General features: G+C 39.7%; 17 protein-coding genes and 1 pseudogene. 6 read left to right on the top strand and 12 right to left on the bottom strand.

Annotation, left to right across the window (positions count from 1 at the left end; all coding sequences use genetic code 11):
* Positions 1-16: 16 nt before the first annotated feature.
* The 5 genes from BLV99_RS08570 to BLV99_RS08590 form a co-directional block, all read right to left on the bottom strand.
* Positions 17-313, bottom strand: coding sequence for a DUF3817 domain-containing protein (locus tag BLV99_RS08570; protein WP_086164919.1), 297 nt, complete (start codon positions 311-313; stop codon positions 17-19).
* A gap of 121 nt (positions 314-434) precedes the next feature.
* The gene (gene yccS / locus BLV99_RS08575; RefSeq protein WP_092689655.1) at positions 435-2,585 is read right to left on the bottom strand and encodes a YccS family putative transporter; all 2,151 of its coding nucleotides are present in this window, start codon (positions 2,583-2,585) and stop codon (positions 435-437) included.
* A 462-nt stretch (positions 2,586-3,047) separates the two neighbouring features.
* Positions 3,048-3,599: a superoxide dismutase family protein gene (gene sodC / locus BLV99_RS08580; RefSeq protein ID WP_092689658.1), complete on the bottom strand. Its 552-nt coding sequence runs from the start codon at positions 3,597-3,599 to the stop codon at positions 3,048-3,050.
* Between the two features lie 122 nt (positions 3,600-3,721).
* Positions 3,722-4,852 carry an AI-2E family transporter gene (locus BLV99_RS08585; protein ID WP_167356316.1) on the bottom strand — a complete coding sequence of 377 codons (1,131 nt, stop codon included), beginning with the start codon at positions 4,850-4,852 and terminating at the stop codon, positions 3,722-3,724.
* A 140-nt stretch (positions 4,853-4,992) separates the two neighbouring features.
* Positions 4,993-5,637: a ParA family protein gene (locus BLV99_RS08590; protein WP_092689660.1), complete on the bottom strand. Its 645-nt coding sequence runs from the start codon at positions 5,635-5,637 to the stop codon at positions 4,993-4,995.
* A gap of 119 nt (positions 5,638-5,756) precedes the next feature.
* On the opposite strand from BLV99_RS08590, the gene BLV99_RS08595 reads away from it, so the two are divergent.
* The gene (locus tag BLV99_RS08595) at positions 5,757-6,224 is read left to right on the top strand and encodes a Holliday junction resolvase-like protein (RefSeq protein ID WP_092689663.1); all 468 of its coding nucleotides are present in this window, start codon (positions 5,757-5,759) and stop codon (positions 6,222-6,224) included.
* An 18-nt stretch (positions 6,225-6,242) separates the two neighbouring features.
* Positions 6,243-6,500 (top strand): annotated as a pseudogene (locus BLV99_RS18470) (hypothetical protein); the annotation flags it as partial.
* 167 nt (positions 6,501-6,667) lie between these two features.
* Here the strand turns inward: BLV99_RS18470 and BLV99_RS08605 are convergent.
* Positions 6,668-7,297: a class I SAM-dependent methyltransferase gene (locus tag BLV99_RS08605; protein WP_092689665.1), complete on the bottom strand. Its 630-nt coding sequence runs from the start codon at positions 7,295-7,297 to the stop codon at positions 6,668-6,670.
* A 175-nt stretch (positions 7,298-7,472) separates the two neighbouring features.
* Between BLV99_RS08605 and BLV99_RS08610 the strand changes: the two genes are divergently transcribed.
* On the top strand, positions 7,473-8,036 hold the full coding sequence (locus BLV99_RS08610; RefSeq protein ID WP_086184273.1) for a hypothetical protein: 564 nt from the start codon (positions 7,473-7,475) through the stop codon (positions 8,034-8,036).
* Between the two features lie 420 nt (positions 8,037-8,456).
* Here the strand turns inward: BLV99_RS08610 and BLV99_RS08615 are convergent, their stop codons facing one another.
* Positions 8,457-8,789, bottom strand: coding sequence for a HopJ type III effector protein (locus BLV99_RS08615; protein WP_092689733.1), 333 nt, complete (start codon positions 8,787-8,789; stop codon positions 8,457-8,459).
* Positions 8,790-8,950: 161 nt separating this feature from the next.
* On the opposite strand from BLV99_RS08615, the gene crcB reads away from it, so the two are divergent.
* Positions 8,951-9,331 (top strand): fluoride efflux transporter CrcB, encoded by a 381-nt coding sequence (gene crcB, locus BLV99_RS08620; RefSeq protein ID WP_092689668.1) that lies wholly within the window; start codon positions 8,951-8,953, stop codon positions 9,329-9,331.
* Between the two features lie 132 nt (positions 9,332-9,463).
* Here crcB and BLV99_RS08625 read toward each other — a convergent pair whose 3' ends face one another.
* From BLV99_RS08625 to BLV99_RS08640, 4 genes are all read right to left on the bottom strand, one after another.
* Positions 9,464-9,718 (bottom strand): type B 50S ribosomal protein L31, encoded by a 255-nt coding sequence (locus BLV99_RS08625; protein WP_092689670.1) that lies wholly within the window; start codon positions 9,716-9,718, stop codon positions 9,464-9,466.
* A gap of 120 nt (positions 9,719-9,838) precedes the next feature.
* Entirely contained in the window at positions 9,839-11,137 is a 1,299-nt protein-coding gene (locus BLV99_RS08630) for an ABC1 kinase family protein (RefSeq protein ID WP_092689673.1), read from the bottom strand.
* Positions 11,138-11,600: 463 nt separating this feature from the next.
* A complete protein-coding gene (locus BLV99_RS08635) occupies positions 11,601-12,905 on the bottom strand; it encodes an MATE family efflux transporter (protein ID WP_167356317.1) in 1,305 nt (434 codons plus the stop codon).
* A gap of 96 nt (positions 12,906-13,001) precedes the next feature.
* Positions 13,002-13,463: a DMT family transporter gene (locus BLV99_RS08640; RefSeq protein ID WP_092689676.1), complete on the bottom strand. Its 462-nt coding sequence runs from the start codon at positions 13,461-13,463 to the stop codon at positions 13,002-13,004.
* Between the two features lie 124 nt (positions 13,464-13,587).
* Here BLV99_RS08640 and hemW point away from each other — a divergent pair, with 124 nt between their 5' ends.
* Both hemW and BLV99_RS08650 read left to right on the top strand, forming a co-directional pair.
* A complete protein-coding gene (gene hemW / locus BLV99_RS08645; RefSeq protein ID WP_092689678.1) occupies positions 13,588-14,742 on the top strand; it encodes a radical SAM family heme chaperone HemW in 1,155 nt (384 codons plus the stop codon).
* 38 nt (positions 14,743-14,780) lie between these two features.
* Entirely contained in the window at positions 14,781-15,716 is a 936-nt protein-coding gene (locus tag BLV99_RS08650; protein WP_092689680.1) for an acyltransferase family protein, read from the top strand.
* A gap of 46 nt (positions 15,717-15,762) precedes the next feature.
* Here the strand turns inward: BLV99_RS08650 and BLV99_RS08655 are convergent, their stop codons facing one another.
* Positions 15,763-17,586, bottom strand: coding sequence for an acyl-CoA dehydrogenase C-terminal domain-containing protein (locus tag BLV99_RS08655; RefSeq protein WP_092689683.1), 1,824 nt, complete (start codon positions 17,584-17,586; stop codon positions 15,763-15,765).
* Positions 17,587-17,635: the final 49 nt, after the last annotated feature.

Consider the following 17,635-nt stretch of genomic DNA (forward strand, 5'->3'; position numbering starts at 1 on the left):
ACGATAAGGAGTTTTTTTATTCACTGATCGGCTGTTCAAAGCGCTTTAATTTTCGATCAAAAACAAAAGGCCCAAAGGGTAAAATAGAGGCAGCTAGACCCATTAAAAAAATCGTAATTGACCATTTCTGTTTTTCACAAACGGTAAATAAAACAATTAAAAACAGGATGAAAAGTACGCCGTGCCCCATGCCAACATATTTCACTAAAATTGGATTATCAAACATATATTTCATCGGCATAGCGATGAATAAAAGCAGAAGAAAGGAAAGACCTTCCAAAAAACCGACAACACGTAAAGTTTGGATATTCATGGTCATGCTTAAATCAATCAGAATGACCCCTGAGTGTACTCAATATTGCAGTAGAGGTGAATGAAAAATAAATATATTTATGAGTAGTATCAAATATTTATAACCAACGATTTGACTCTGGTTATTTTATTTCCTGTAGAAACAATGCAGTTCTTAACTTTAACAATTCAGGCAAGGTTTCCAATAATAAACTGATCTGTTTGAGCACCAATAATAAGTCCTCGGATAAATTTTCTTGTGTGCTTATCTGTTGAATTTCTTTTAGCTTAGCCTGAACTTGATCTTCGGCTAAAGGTTGTTGTTGCAACAGGACTGCGAATAAAGTGTCTTTGCACCAGCGCATTAAATCCAGTACTTGTGTGTCTTGCACTTGCTCACGGTGACTGCCTAAAGCCGAGACATAACTCAACTGACTATGGCTATAGACCAAATAGCGAAATGCAGAATGAATCAGTGCTTGGTTCGGGTTCGGTTCAGTACTTAAACTGGAAATCATGCTCGACAGTTCAATTTGTGCATTATGCGCAGAACGACGTGCTTTACGATAATCAATACTGTTGTTTTTACCCGATTGGTATTGTTGTACCACTGCATCGAAATACTCCAAAGTGGCTTGATTGCTTTTTTTGATGGTGTTTGAAATGTCACGAAAATTCCAATCGGGCCAAATAAAACTGACCGCAAACCATGCAATGAAACAACCTAAAAGGGTGTCGATAATGCGCGGTAAAATAATGGCATAGCCCGCACCTTTTAAGTTAAAAATCAGTAACACCATCAGCGTTGCCATCAGGGTCGCCATGGCATATTTTTTCGAGCGTAAATAGAAAAAAGATACGCCAAAAATAATGGTCAGTACCAATTGTCCTTCAATACTGGGCACAAAATATAAAACGGGAACCCCTAAAATAACGCCTAAAACCGTGCCTAAAGTGCGCAGTTTCAGACGGCTTTTGGTGGCAAAATAGCTCATCTGACAGACAAATAAACTGGTCAGTAAAATCCAATAACCATGTTTGGCAAAGGACAGTAATGAAATGGCATAACCGACGGCAAAAACAAAGGCGATGCGAACCGCATGGCGAAATAGCGCAGACTGGGGCGTTAAGTGTTGTTTAAGCTTGAGCCATAAATCGGGTAGATCGTGAATATCGTCATCCAACAAATTTAAGTTGTCCTGATGCTGAAAATAGTTTTGACGATAATTATTCTGTTCACGACTGAGGTTGATAAATTGTTCCTGAATTTTCTTTAAATTGCGCAAAATCAGTAGCAGGTTTTTGACTTCTAAATTATGTGGATTTTCTGCAATCCATAATTGGATGGACTGTTCTAAGTTAGCAATCGCAATATCTGTTTGTGGGTCAGATTGATAGGTCTGATGGTTGAGAATATTTTGTGCCAGTTTTTGACAAGATAAAGCATGCAGTTTTACATTTTTTTGAATGCGAAAAATCAGGTCGGTGCGGCTAAAATTTTGATGAATTTTTTCGTAATGCAAATAATTGGATGTGGCTTGTTCATGAATATCTTGTGCTAAAAAATACAAATTGAGCCAGTAAATGGTATTTTTATTGGCACGAGCGGCTTTTAAACGGGTGAGTAAAGAGCCTTTTGTCATATTTAAACTTTGGACTACAAGGCTGTTTTTAAGTGAAAGTTGATACAACAAGGGTTCAATATTATCGGTATTGTCTGGGTCAAAGAGATGGGCTTTGCTCAGCAATAAGTCTGCAATGGCATTAAAATTGGCGGCTAAATTGTCTTGTAGTGCTTGAGTGGGTTTGAGTAAATAAAAGATGATTGAGGTTAGGCCATACCACAGTGTGCCCAGCACAAAATAGCTGGGCTGTTGATACCATTCGCTGTATTCACCTAGTCCAAACATGGTGTAAATAGACAATAAAATCGTACCAAAAGAAATGGTTGCATAACGCTGCCCAAATGCACCCATTAAAATAAAAGCAGCACTGGATAGGGATAAATACAGAATAAACAGCAGTTTATAAGGGTAGAGAAATTCAAGAATACTACTGACAGCAAAAAATAGGATGCAGACATAGAGCAAATTGCGTAAGCGAATACTCAAGCGATCATCAAAATCGGTTAGCGCTGTTGCAATTGCTCCTAAAGTGATTGGCACAATTAAGGGTTCATGATCTAAAAAAAGCAGACCGAGCGTCGTTCCCGTAAGAACAATAAAAATTTGCAAGCAATAGATCAAAATGGAATTAGATTTAAAGCGTTGCAGCAGATCTTTTAGGCTATTCACGATTTTTCTAAAGTGTCATTATTATGCATATAGCGTGAGCTTTTTTAACTGTGCTGTCAATTTATGATCCTCCTCATTGCTGGATGGAATGTTGCCATAAGTAAGCGAATTGAACAAAAAAGCAGGTCTGGAGCCTGCTTTTTTAATAGATAGTTTGCGTTAGTCGTTTTCTGATCTATATGGGTGGTTTGTAAAGCCAAAATTTAAAACAAATTTTAGCAGGTATTGGATTCATGAGTGTGGCATGGATGCCGCACGTTTCCCATCCTTGCACTGCGTTTTAAAGCAGTGCCTTAAAACTGGCTCAGGATGTCGTGTATGGGGAACAAAAGGTTTTTCTTGCGTAGCAGTGCTCCTCATTTTGACCTTTCAAAAGTAGAGGTAATGCCTACGAAAAGGCATAAAAATTGAATCAATCAAATGAGGCAATGCTGATTTTAAAAAATAGAATTTTAAAGAAGATTATTGAATCAGACCACAAGCAATGCGCTCTCCACCACCGCCTAAGGGTTTAGGCTGATCGGCATAGTTATCGCCACCCGCATGGACCATTACGGCTAAACCATGAATGTCTGCCAATTTTAAGCGTGGCGCAATTAAGCTGGTTTTCGCCTGACCTTGAGCATCGACATTTAATACAGGTAAATCACCGAGATGACCTTGCAGAGGGGTGCCGTGATGAGGGGCTTGCGTAGGGTTAAAGTGACCACCCGCAGCAATGGCTGCACCCATTTTCCCATCTTTTTCAGCAGGATCACATGAACCTTTTTCATGAATATGAAAGCCATGAGGGCCAGATGGTAATTCAGATAAGTCGGTGTTAATCACTAAACCTGCTGGACTGTCTTTAAATTGAATACTGCCAATAGCACGGCCGACACCCTGAGCAGACACAGCATGAACGATTACCCGATGTTCGTTGCTGGATGATGACATGGGGGTGTTGGCGCAGCCAACCATTGCAAGACCCGTCATGGCGCAGAGCAATGTGAAGTTAAACAGTGACGATGACATTGAGTTGCATCCTTTTCTTTTATAATGACCTTGATCATTCAATCAAGGTAGAGGATACAATTCAATGTTGATTAAGTATTTGAATGTATGAGTTTCTTAACCTTTAAGCTTAATCTTTTAGCTTAGTTTTTATCGTTACTTGGCGGGTCTTCTTCGTCATCAATATCATACGCCAGTGTCGATTTTGGCATCATGAGGGCATTAAAATCATTGGTCTCATGTAGCCATTCACGCCAAATCGCCAGTAATACAGCAAGAATAACAGGGCCAATAAATAAACCGACCAGACCAAAACTGGCAATTCCCCCCAAGACACCGAACATAATCAGTAAAAATGGAATTTGTGTGGCACCTGAAATGACCAAGGGGCGGATCACATTATCCGAGGTACTGACAATACAGACTCCCCATGTCATCACACCAATTGCTTCAATCGTTTGACCTTGCGAGAACAACCATAAAGAGACAGCCCCATAAGCCAGCGGAGTTCCAAATGGAATCAGTGCCAAGATGAATGTCACAATGGTGAGTACCATCGGGTTAGGCACACCTGCGACGAAATAACTTAAACCAGCTAAACCAGCTTGTGCAACTGCTGTTAGCCCTACACCATAAACAACGGCACGGGTGGTTTCAGAAATGGTGTCTAAATAATGATGTACGCGTGGGCCAATAATCATTTCCAAGGCTTTACTGACTTGGTTGAGAATGGTTTGACCATCGCGATAGAAAAAGAAGAGCGACAATACGGCAAAACACAGCTTAACGATGTTTTTACCAATTTCATTTAAAACGAAACGGCCGTAATTGAGATGACCTTGAATCCATGTTGAAACCGTTTGCACAATACTATTGGGGTCAGTATTAATGTCATGCAGTGTTCGGCTAATTTCCTTACCAATAAAGGGCAAATCCCGAATAAATTGCGGCACATTGAGATGACCTGAAAAAACTTGTTTTTGCAATTCATAGTATAAGTTTCGACCTTCATGTTGCAGCATAAAAATGCCGAAGGTCAGTGGAATACCAATCAGTAAAATGATCAGGCTGATCATAATCGTCGCACTGAGTGTGGCACGTGAGCCGCACCAGCGATGAATGGAGTGATACAACGGCCAAGTCATATAGGCAATAATGGCCGCCCAAAGTACAGGCACAATAAAATATTTGAGAACATTAAAACTCAAAAACAGGAGGATAAAAAACAATCCAAATAATAATACTTTTTGTAATGTTGGCGCGTACTGTTGCACTGCATTCACTGATTTGTTTCTAAGGTCCATGCCATCTTAACTGAAAAAAAAGAGATCGAAAATGAAAGCTGAGTAAGTTCTAGTGAATAATGAATAAACTCATTGGTTTTCTGGGGCTGACCTTAGAACCTTTTAATCGACTAAAACCACTTGGCTGGATCATCAATAATGGCATTTAAGACGGGTTGCCACTGATTTTGCATGCTTAAATAATTTTTTTGCGTTTTATCAAACACCGTTAAGCCGTGCATTGCCAGCTGCCCATAAGCCGTGCGTTCCGAAATCCAAGCTACAGGTTGTTGTTCAATTTTGCTGAAAAAATCTTGAATATCTTTAGCACTGGCACTGTTGGCTTTAACACGATTGGCTAAAAGTAAAATTTGTACTTTACCTTTACGAATCCGTTTAATCTCTTGTAAATGTTTTAAGAAACGACGCGTACTGTCGATATCAAAAAATGAAGGTTGTAAGGGCGTAATAATAGTGTGAGCTTCACTGATTAGCTGTTCGGCATGATCGCCTGAAAGCGCACCAGGTGCATCAATAATAAGATACTCTATATTGGTTGGTGTATCACCAATAGATTTTCCTTGACGCCAGTCGAGGTCTTGAATGGGCGGGGCTTCTTTAGGGCGTTGTTTAAGCCATTGTAAAGTTGATTTTTGGTTATCTGCATCGGCAAGTGCAACCCGATAACCCTTTTGTGCTAAAGCGGCAGCGAGATTAATCGCGGTAATGGTTTTCCCACATCCACCCTTTTGATTGGCAATTAAGATTGTTTTCATGACCCTGATGATTTTATTCTGTTCGACCCTAGCATATCATTGTTTGATGCCATGAATATGACACATGACAAAAGTCTTAAAAATTCATGTGATAGTACTTTTTTGATTAGGAAAAAATAATGTCCATTTGGATGGCAATGCTGATTGGTGCATGCATAGGGGTGGTTTTAACCACTCTGATTTTAAGTAATACTCGCAATGGACGGATCAAAGCAGAGTATGAGCAGTACATTGCTGAATTGGCGTTGGAGCATCAACAGGCTTTAATCAGTGCGAAAAAACGCAGTGTAAATACCAGTCGTGCGGTATTAAAAGGAAAAATGGCGGAGCAACTGGCGCCCATTATGCCTGAGTTTCAATACTTACCCAGCGATGCCAAATTCTTAGGTGATCCCATTGATTACGTGGTGTTTGATGGTTATAGCGACTTTCGTGATGGTGAAGGTCGGGCAGAGGACATCGAAGTGGTACTGATTGATATTAAAAGTGGCGGAGCACGATTGACCAAAGGACAGCAGGCAATTGCTCAAGCCATTGCCCAAGGTCGAGTACGTTTTGAAACGATTCGTATCGACTTTGATGATTAAACCGAGATTGATGGCTGAATGAATAAGCTCATCATCACTTTCGTTCTATTTGCCCTGATGATTTGGGTGTGGTCATCTTATTTTCGTGCCATTCCACATTTACAGCAAGTCGGTGTATTGAAAAATTTTCAGCTTAAACATCTGGATGATTTTTCAGGTGAATATGTACTGCTTAAAAAATGCTATTACAGCCTAGCAAGACGATCTTTTCATCCTGCATCACCTGTAGTGGGAAGTTTTAATGATTTGGCTTATGTCAGTAATATTGATTTGTTATAGGGAGCTGGACAATTACGCCAGCTTCGCACTGGACAACGAGTTCACGTTATCAGGGATTGGGTTGAGGTTAATTCAATTCCTGCACACGTAGGTTCGATGTTTCCACCTCAGCGTCAAAACTGTGCGATTTTACGCGTGCATTCGCTCAGTCTTTTAAAATAGTTTTACTCAGCTCGTTTTTGCGCACGGGCAAAGAACATGCGCTGTGCAAGTTTAGGAATACCTTGCGCAGCAAAATAATGCTGTTCTGTAAAGTCGAAATGCGCATCGCGTAATGCCTGTTCAATATTACGGTTGAGATGACAACCATCGGCAAGCCGTTTTTGAATGGGCGTGAGTAAATTTTGTAAATGCTGAAGTTTTGCATTGTCTTGATACTGAACATGTTCGACCAGATGCAACGTCCCATTCGGTTTTAGCACGCGATACATTTCAATTAAAGCTTGCGCTAAGTTTTCAATGCTACATAAAGTCCATGTACTGACAATATGGTCAAGGCTGGCATCGGCAAAAGGTAATTTTTCTGCATAAGCTTGAATGTGTTGGACATGAATTGCACTTTCATGGATGCGTTTGGCTGCCAGTTGATAAAGATCGGCATTCGATTCTAGCGCATACAGTGTTTCGACATTTTGATAAAAAGGCAGATTCACCCCTGTACCAAAGCCAATTTCCAACACATCACCTGCAATAGGCAACAGCAGTTGCCGACGCTGATCCATGAGACTGGGCGTTTGCATAACTTGATTGAGTAAATGCGGAAAAATGTGTTGCTGGTAAAATTTATAAATCATGGTTGAGCTGATTGTTCTTTATGTGTCTATGTCGAGCTTAATGGCTATTTTGATCGAATAATAAGACAAAAAAGTGACTGAATATATCTCTATTGTTACCAAGTCGATATGGTTATTTCAGTTTCATCACTTAAGATAAAAACTGGAAGATAGAAATTCGTTTTGAGGTATAGAGATGACTCGGCAATTATTATTCAGTGCTTTACTTGCAACCAGCATGCTACACGTGAGTGCTAGCGCATCATCTGTCGATCATAATATTTCTAAAGGTCTGATGCCAATATCAAAAGAACAATCGATTAAAATGCTGCAACCCTTTAAAGGGGACTTTCGTATTTTAGGATCGAAAATTTATACCCAAGATGAACAAGCAAAATTTTCACCGATTGATTATGCGGTCAGTTGGGGGTTATTTGCTGAACCTGAAATTGCACGCCATATTTCTGTCAATCAATATGACCGTTATCTGAATTGGAAAATTGATCGTCTGCCTGTGCCTAAAGAGCAAGCAATGCAGATGGTGTCAAATATGCATATCATTCCTGCAAATCCAACGATTGCCAAGCAAATTAAAAATGTAAAACGTGGTGATTTAGTCCGTTTAAAGGGCGATTTGGTTGAAATTAAAGATAAAGATTTGGTCTGGACGTCATCTTTAACAGCCACAGATACTGGGGATGGTGCATGTGAACTCTTTCGCGTCAGTTCAATTGAATGGATTGAAAAAGTAAAAGGCTAATGGTTGAAAATATTGCAAAAAGCCCTCTTTATTAAAAAGTAATGCCAGTCAGTTAAGAAACTGACTGGCTTTTTTATTTTTTAAATTCATGATGTTATTCAATACGTGGAAACGTCATCCGCAACTGTTCGAGGCAAAACCATTTTAAAAAGGTAAGGTTTCTGCGATTAATCAATCAATAAAAGGTATTTGGCGAGTTTTGCGGTGAGGCGCACTGCGCCGCAAGATGCCTTTCTTGCGAACTCAAAATATATTTTGAGTTTCTCATTTGGGCTTATTCAAAGTAATAGATGAGCTCCAAGTATTTGATTTAAAAAATATAAGACTCCGTCGTGAATAACTAGAAAGCTAAGGACTTTATTGCTAAAACCCTTGACTGACTGCATTACTCTATTAAAGAGAGCTTTTTAGATAAGAAACTTATTTAGCGGCTAAAGCTTCGCCTTCAAATTGGATACCATCCCAACCATTTAACATAAACTGACGAATATTTTGATGGTCAGTTGCTTCTGGTGTAGCTAAAACTGAGGCGTAATGTTCAGCAAACAAACTTAAGGTTTGTGCTTGATCCAAATCATTGAGTTGAGCAAAAGAAAATACTTTTGCACTGCCTTGGTTTTCAGTTGCCACATTGGCCTGTTGCCCATTTTTAAATGCAGTTGGGCTATGTTGGTAACGCGCTTCAATATACGCAATGACATCGGTAAATTTAGCTTCACCTGTTTGAAGTTGTGTTAATAAATCTTGAACCATCATTTTTTAATCCAGAAAAATAGTGAATTTAATGGCGAGACTATAGCAATTTTTAGGCATTTTATTCAGCATTATTTCTTTGTAAAACGTGTGGATTCGTGCAAAAGTAATGGCTTAATTAGGATAGGGTTGTGCTATAGACAGCCGATATTGGGTGAAAAATGAGTTGGCTATGGGTGGCTTTGGGCGGCGCTATTGGTGCAAGTTTGCGTTATGGTGCAGGGGTGTTTTTAGTTAAACCGACCAATTTGTTTCCATGGGGCACATGGTGGATCAATATTGTGGGCTGTTTATTGGCAGGAATCTTTTTTGCTTATAGTCAAAAATTTCCCATTTTGCAAAATGAAGCACGCCTATTTTTGATGGTGGGTATTTTAGGTGGCTTTACCACATTTTCCAGTTTTGGTTTAGAAACATTTCAGCTGTTAAAACATGGTCAACCGATACTCGCATTGCTTTATGTCATGTCAAGTGTGATGGTTGGTGTGATGGTTTTGGCGTTGGGGTTTTATCTTTTTCAAACGCTATTAGCGAGTAAATAACACAGCCAGTAAATAAAATCGAAACGTTTTTGCTATCAATACAGCAGATAAAAAAAGAAGCCTAAGTGGAGGAGGAGGCTTAGGCTTCTGAATAATTAAAAAATAACAAGCTGAGCTTAATTGAATATTAACTTAATGTGAGCGTTTGAAACGAGAAAAACGCTTGTTGAAACTCGCGACACGACCTTCATTATTGGTTTGACGTTGTTCACCAGTATAAAAGGGATGTGATGCACTTGAAATATCTAAACTGACATAGGGATAGTCCTGACCTTGGTAACTTTTTGTCTGTTGTGTTTGTAAGGTACTGCCAATAATGAAATAGACATCAGCATTGGTGTCATGGAATAAGACTTCACGATACTCTGGGTGAATATGAGAACGCATGGTTGGCTCCAAAATTATTGTTAATACAAGTATGTTATAACATAACATTTATTTTTACAAATAAAATAGTTTGCCAAATTAGAACCCAAATCAAACTTTCATTTGGGTTTTGTACCTATTTTATGCGCGGGGTGGAGCTAACTCGTCAAATAAGTCATTAAGATTGTCATGCATTTTTAAATGAATCATATTCCAATAATGACCCGATACCGTGCGATTCACCATCAGTGTTTCTGGTGAAGGTTTAAAGACATCCCAATATTTTAATGAGGGTTTGAGCAATTCCATTCCATCATGATGTGCTGAGTTTTCTGCAAAATCATATAGGGTGGTGAGTGGGCGTAGAAGCACTTCTAACCATTGATTATATAATTCAGTTGGAAATTTTCCTTGTGCTGAAATGGCATGTAACGCATCCAATTGTTGTTCTATTTCGGCAATATTACCTTCACGAGCAGCTTGTATTAACTGTTTAAAGTGCTGCACCGTTGTACTGGATAATGTTTTCACACCACCGTAGTCATAAATAATCACAGTGCCATCTTCACGAAAGGCAAAGTTGCCGGGGTGTGGATCGCAATGAAAGCGTTTTAGATAGAAAATTTCTTGTCCAATGGAGCGGAATAAACGACGACCGAGTTCATTTCGGGTGGCTTGTGACCATGTACTGGCCGTTTCAATACTTTCACCTTGTTCTAAGCTTAAGGTTAAAACATGGCGTGAGGAATAGTCTTTATACACTTGCGGAATAATAATTTTGCTGTCTAAGCTTTGGTGGAAAGTACGCGCAACTTCTAAATTTTGTGCTTCAATTTCATAATTTAATTCATTGTCTAAGCTTTCTTGAATTTCTTTAAACAGTTGATCTTGTAGTTTACGATCAACTTTTAGCACGCCCATCAGACGCAGTGCCAATCGCACTTGTTTAAGATCACTTTCGCAAGCTTCATCGACACCCGGATATTGCACTTTAACCACCACCTGCTGACCATTGGGTAGCAGGGCTTTATGTACTTGACCAATGGATGCTGCGGCAAAAGGTTGCTCATCAAAGCTTTTAAAAATTTGATTTAGTGGTTTGCCGAGTTCTTTTTCAACTTGTGCTTTAATTTCAGCAAAAGGCATGGCAGGGGCTTGGCGCTGTAATTTGGCAATGGCGCGCGCAACTTCAGGTGGGAAGACATCTTTATATTGTGAGGCAATTTGCCCGACTTTCATTACTGCGCCTTTCATTTCCCCAAGGGTGTCAGCAATTTGCAGACCAATATCTTGAAAAAGTTTACTGCGTGAAGCATTTTTTTGTTCTTCATCGGCATTAAAATTTTTGATCGAATTTGAAACTGTTTTGGTTGCGATGCTCGCCGTCATACTGGCAAGTTTCATAAAGCGACGACCGGGTGTGCTAGCCGTTTTTGCCATGCGATATTCCTCAAGGTCATCATTGGTATGTTTGAATGATCATAGGCGACAAAGTTAAAAATACCTACTTTAAATTGTTAAGCATTTGTTGGAGTCTGAATATGTTGAGCTTTATGGGGGTGGATTTTTCTGTGGGAAAATATGCAGTTTTGCTATGCCGATGCAAGTTATTCAGCTTAATTCAGGTATGAAGAAATGTTCGAATTTAAGTGAATCAATATTTTAAAATTTGATATGCGGTAAAGTCCATCATCAATGAACTTTGCCTTATTTTAATTGCATCATTCAGATTACTTTGTGTAGGAATTAAGGTCACTTTTGTTTGGGAAAAATGAGAAGCGAAGCTTCGCAAGGAAACCATTATTGTGCTGAAGCAACATACATGTACCTTAGCCCAACAGCGGCATCCTTGCCGCCTATGTGATCGTTAATCTCGGAGAGAATAATAGAGGTGACAGGTTTTTTAAGTTGAGGCGTGATGACTTAGGCGCTGATTATTCATATACAAACGTGTCAGTAATAACACACAAGCAATACTTAAACCGACAATCAATCCCACCCAAACCCCTGCTGCACCCATCTCGGTAAAGCGCGCCAGATAAATTCCGACAGGGAAGGCAATAACCCAATAGGCGAGCATGGTGATCCACATGGGGCCTTTGGTGTCCTGCATACCGCGTAAACAGCCTGCGGCACTGACTTGCCATGCATCCATGAGTTGATATGCAATTGCAAATAAAATTAAATACATGGCAACTTTAGCCACGTCATAATCTGAAGTGTAAATGGCCACAATTTCAGCGCGGAACAACCACATAAATAGCATGGTGATAAAAGCAAAAATGGTTCCTGTCGCCAGACCCAGATATTGTACTTTACGCATGGCTAGCCAATTATGTTCACCATAATAGGTTCCGACCCGAATGGTGAGCGCAATGGCCAGTGACATCGGAATCATAAACAGTTGCGAAGTAACTGAAATCGCAATTTGATGTGCCGCGATAATGGTTTCACCCAAAGGACTTAATACAATTGCTGCGGTGCTGAAAATACTGACTTCAAAGAAAATGGCCAAGCCAATCGGTAAACCGAGAGTCAAAATGCGTTTGACCCAATAAGGATCTAATTTTTCCCACAGCGCAAACGGTTGGGTTTTTTGATAGCGTCGTGCTTTTAGAATATAGGTGGCGAGGGTGATGAACATCAACCATTGTAAAATAGCAGTGGCAAAGCCAGAGCCTGCACTGCCTAAATGTGGAATAGGACCAATGCCATACATAAAAATAAAGTTTAAAGGAATTAACAGCACCAGAGCAATTAAGCTAATGGCGGTGACGGGGCGTGGATAACCCAAGGCTTCCGAATAGCCTCTTAATGCTGCATACATGGTCACAGCAGGCATACCAAAACCAATCGCATGTAAAAATAAACTGGCTTTAGGCAATAAATTTTCAGGGACACCTAAAATGGGCAGCAGCAAAGGCATGAACTGTAAAATCAGCCCAGCAATGACTCCTAAAATAAAAGCCACCCATAAAGATTGACGGGCAATGGTGGCAATTTTTTCAGGCGTACGTGCACCATTGGCTGCGGCAACTAAGGGGGTGGTTGCAATCATGATGCCACTAAACAGCAACATGATTGGAATCCATAAACCCACACCAACGGCAATGGCAGCAAGGTCTTGTGCAGATAAATGCCCCGCCATAATGGTATCAATCAGGCCAAAACCTGCTTGGGCAAACTGCGTGATCAAGATGGGAATCATAAGATGGAAGAGTTGTTTTAACTCAAAGCGGGTGGTCGTAACAGATGTAGCATTTAACAAAAAAATTACTCATTTTAATTATGTGCTTAGAAGGTGTTAGCGTTGTAAAGTGAGAAGCACACCAATAAAAATCACCACGCTACCTAAAAGACGTTGCCAGTTAACCGGTGTTTGTTCCGTACCCAGTAAACCAAAATGATCGAAGAACATCGAGGTGATGATTTGACCAAAAATAATTAATCCTGCAAAGGTCAAAAAACCAAGTTTGGGTGCGGTATAAATACTGATGCTAATGGCATAGACACCGAGAAAACCGCCAAGCCATAGAAACCAAGGAAGTTGAAGCAAAATGGTAAAAGTTGGTTTATCTACATTTTGAAAAAACACCAACATGGCAAGTACTATTGTACCAACCAAAAAGGATAAAAGCGCGGCTTGCAGAGGTGAATGTAGATATTCTCTTAATTGACTATTAATTGCCGTTTGAAAAGTCATCGCTACACCAATCCCCATGGTGAGGGGCAACAATAATAATAACTGAGTCGATATTTTCATCATATTCACGATTTAATTATTCTTGGTTTTAAGTAGTTTATCGTAGATAGGAGAAGAATTCAGAAGTGTCTTGATACAGTCATGTTAAAATATATATCTCCTTATTTTGTTGTTTTGAGCTTATTCCTTGGCTGATTTAAATCCTGCAAGTATTCCACTGTCTTTATATATTCACATGCCATGGTGCGTGCGTAAATGTCCGTATTGTGACTTTAACTCACATGCCGTGCCTGATGGAAAATTGTCTTTAGATTTAGAACAAGAATATCTACAAGCGTTGGTTGAAGACTTGAAAATACAGGTCAATTTTGCTCAAGGTCGGCATATTCATAGCGTCTTTATTGGCGGTGGAACGCCGTCGTTAATTTCGGCCAAAGGTTATCAATGGCTATTTAGCCAGCTTAAAAGCCTCATTCCTTTTGAAGATGGTTGTGAAATTACTTTAGAAGCCAATCCGGGTACGGTAGAGCACGATCCTTTTGCTGGTTATTTGGATGCAGGGATTAATCGCCTTTCTATTGGTGTGCAAAGTTTTAATACCGATCATCTTAAAAAACTAGGACGAATTCATAGCAATGCTGATGCCGTGAATGCTATTCATTTGGCCAAGGAAGCGGGTTTTGCACGGGTCAATGTAGACTTGATGCATGGTTTGCCTGAACAAACTTTAGAGCAAGCTTTATACGATTTAAAACTGGCGGTAGAAAATGGGGCAACCCATGTGTCGTGGTATCAATTGACCATTGAACCGAATACGGTGTTTTTTAGAACTCAACCTATTTTGCCGGTTGATGACGTGTTGGAAGAGATTCAAGCACAGGGTGAAGCGTATTTAACAGCGCAGGGTTTTGTCAATTATGAAGTGTCGGCATGGCGTAAGGAAAAGCCTTCTGCACATAATTTAAATTACTGGCAGTTTGGCGATTATTTAGCAATTGGGGCTGGGGCACATGGCAAAGTGACACAACCTGATGGCGTGTATCGTTTTCAAAAAACCCGTTTACCAAAAGACTATTTAGCCAAAGTCCCCGCAGAACATGTACAGTTTAAACGCATTGAAGCGGATGATATGCCGTTTGAATTTATGATGAATGCACTACGTTTAAACCAAGGTGTTGACGCGAAACTGTATGCAGAACGGACAGGTGTGAGTTTAGCTGGCTTGGATGAACTTTTAAGTTCTTTACGTACACGAAAGTTGATGGTTGACGATCAAACTCGAATTTCATGTACTGAGCAAGGGCATGTGTTTTTAAATTCAGTGTTGGAAGAGTTTCTTTGATTTTAAAATTTAACTTTATGTACGTGTATGAGTAGAAAATGGAAAGAAATTTATCGATTGATATTTTGAAAGTCATTTTAGCAATTGCTGTGGTTTTTTTACATACCCGTATTTTTTATGATGTATCGACACTTTTAAGCCATGTTTTCGTGCAGGGAATATTTAGGTTAGCAGTCCCTATTTTTTTAGTCATTACAGGTTATTATTTTTTTTATATCAATAGTCTCCAAAGATATAAAGCATGGCTGAAACGTATTTTTATTTTGTATGCCGTTTGGATGATCTTTTATTTACCCATATGGTGGACTCAAAGCTTCTCCTATAATTTTTCTGTTTTGTACAATGGTTATTATGTGCTTTGGTATATTCAGGGCGTGTTGTTAGGTGGCTCTGTTTTATATTTCTGTAGAAATATAAATGCGAAAAAGCTCTTTATTGGGAGCCTTTTTTTATTTTTGCTTGGCGTTATACTTCAGCAAGTCGGTAATTTACATTTATTTCAGGGTCAAATGGATGCTGAATTGAACACCTATACCGTGCATCGTAATTTTTTATTGATGAGTTTCCCTTTTCTGACCTTAGGTTTTCTGCTGAATAAATGTCAGGCTACAATTAGTAATAAAATAAATATAAAGCTTTGGCATGTGATTGTTGTGGTTGTTTTAGTGGTCGTGGAATCACTTGCGAATTATTTTTTCATTAGTCGGAAGGAAAGTCTGGATCAGATGTTTTCCTTATTTATTGCTGCGCCAATTATTTTTATATACGTTTTTAATCAGAATATACTGGGGAAAAATAAAGAATTGGCAAATTTATCGACGGCCATTTTTTTAATTCATCCTTTTTTTATTTACCATTTAAAAGGCTATTTTTTAAATCAACAGACCTTATTTAGCTTGGTTGTATTGGTGTGTTCAATCTTTGCCGGATTAATATTGCTGCAAATGAATAAAAAACTAAAATACTTGTTATAAAAAAGAGCGCCTAAGCGCTCTCTTCTTTACTCTAAAAACTTAAACCTTAGTAGTCGAAGCTAAAGTGTTCAGGTGCTAATGAAGTCATGGTTTTTGAAGGATTGACCATGGCTTCAGCATGACCTTGGGTACGTGGCAATAAGCGTTCGAAATAGAAGTCAGCGACTTTAATTTTCGCTTTATAGAATTCAGCAGATTCTTTGCCATCACCAGAAGCCAATTTTTCTGAAGCAACAGCAGCTTGTTGCGCCCAGAAATACGCCATCATCACATAGCCAGAGAACATCAAGAAATCGACAGAAGCTGAAGAGACAACGTCACGGTCTTTACGTGCCGCAAGCATAATGCGCACCGTTAAGGCATTCCACTGTGCACATACTTTGGTTAAGTCCCATGCAAAACGACGCATGTATTTGTTGGTGGCATTTTGCGCACAGAATTTCAAAATTTCAGTGGTGTAGTCACGAATAACTTTACCTTTAGAGGTCAGTAATACTTTACGACCAATCAAGTCGAGTGCTTGCACGCCCGTTGTACCTTCATAAAGCGTCGCAATACGTGCATCACGTGCAATCTGCTCCATACCCCATTCTTTGATATAACCGTGACCGCCATAAATTTGCATACCGTGGTTTGCTGCTTCTAAACCTAGCTCAGTTAAGAAACCTTTTAGGATTGGAGTGTAGAAACCTAAATGATCATCTGCTGCTTCAAATGCCGCAGTATCACCGCGCTCTAGGGCATCGGCCATTTTGTCAGCCAGTTGCGCTGCATAATAAATCATGGAACGACCGCCTTCAGCAATCGCTTTTTGCGTCAACAACATGCGGCGAACATCAGCATGGTGAATAATGGCGTCAGCAACTTTTTCAGGGTCTTTCTTGCCAGACAGAGCACGCATAGACATACGATCTTTGGCATACGGTAAAGCACCTTGGAACGACAGTTCAGCATGCGCGATGCCTTGAATTGCAGTCCCAATACGCGCCGTGTTCATAAATGTGAACATGGCATGTAAGCCTTTATTTGGCTCGCCAATTAAGTAACCCACAGCATTGTCAAAGTTTAAAACCGCTGTTGCAGAAGCACGGATCCCCATTTTATGTTCAATTGAACCACAGGTTACAGGGTTACGCTCACCTACAGTACCATCGGTATTGACCAAGAATTTAGGCACAATAAATAAAGAAATCCCTTTTGTACCTGCGGGCGCATCTGGAAGACGTGCAAGGACAATGTGGATGATATTTTCTGTTAAATCGTGTTCACCCGCAGAGATGAAAATTTTTGTCCCAGTAATATGATAAGTACCATCTGCATTTGGCTCTGCTTTGGCTTTTACTTGACCTAGGTCTGTACCACATTGTGGTTCAGTTAAGCACATGGTGCCTGACCACGTACCTGCCACAAGGTTAGGCATGTAGATATTTTTTTGTTCCTCAGTACCAAACTGAAGAATGGTATTCATGCAGCCAACGCTTAAACCTGGGTACATCTGGAATGACCAGTTTGCTGTGCCCATCATTTCTGATTTGATCAGATTTAAAGATTGAGGCAAATTTTGACCGCCAAATTCTTCTGGAAAAGACAGACCTTGCCATCCCCCTTGCACAAATTGGTCATAAGCTTCTTTAAAGCCTTTCGGTGTTTTGACTTCGCCATTTTCGAAATGACAGCCTTCTTCATCACCCGATTGGTTTAAAGGTGACAGTATATTTTCACAAAAATCTGCTGCACCTTCTAGAATCATGTCTACAGTGTCAGCATCGGCAGCTTCGCCATTGGATAAAGTTTTATAGTGGGCAGAGAAGTCAAAAACTTCATTCATTAAAAAGCGAATGTCGTGTAAAGGAGCTTTATAAGCAGGCATAGTGTTAATCCTAATTTAGAAATAGTTTTGGATTATCCGAATCGATAGT

Source organism: Acinetobacter kyonggiensis (assembly GCF_900107285.1).
Classification (GTDB): Bacteria; Pseudomonadota; Gammaproteobacteria; order Pseudomonadales; family Moraxellaceae; genus Acinetobacter; species Acinetobacter kyonggiensis.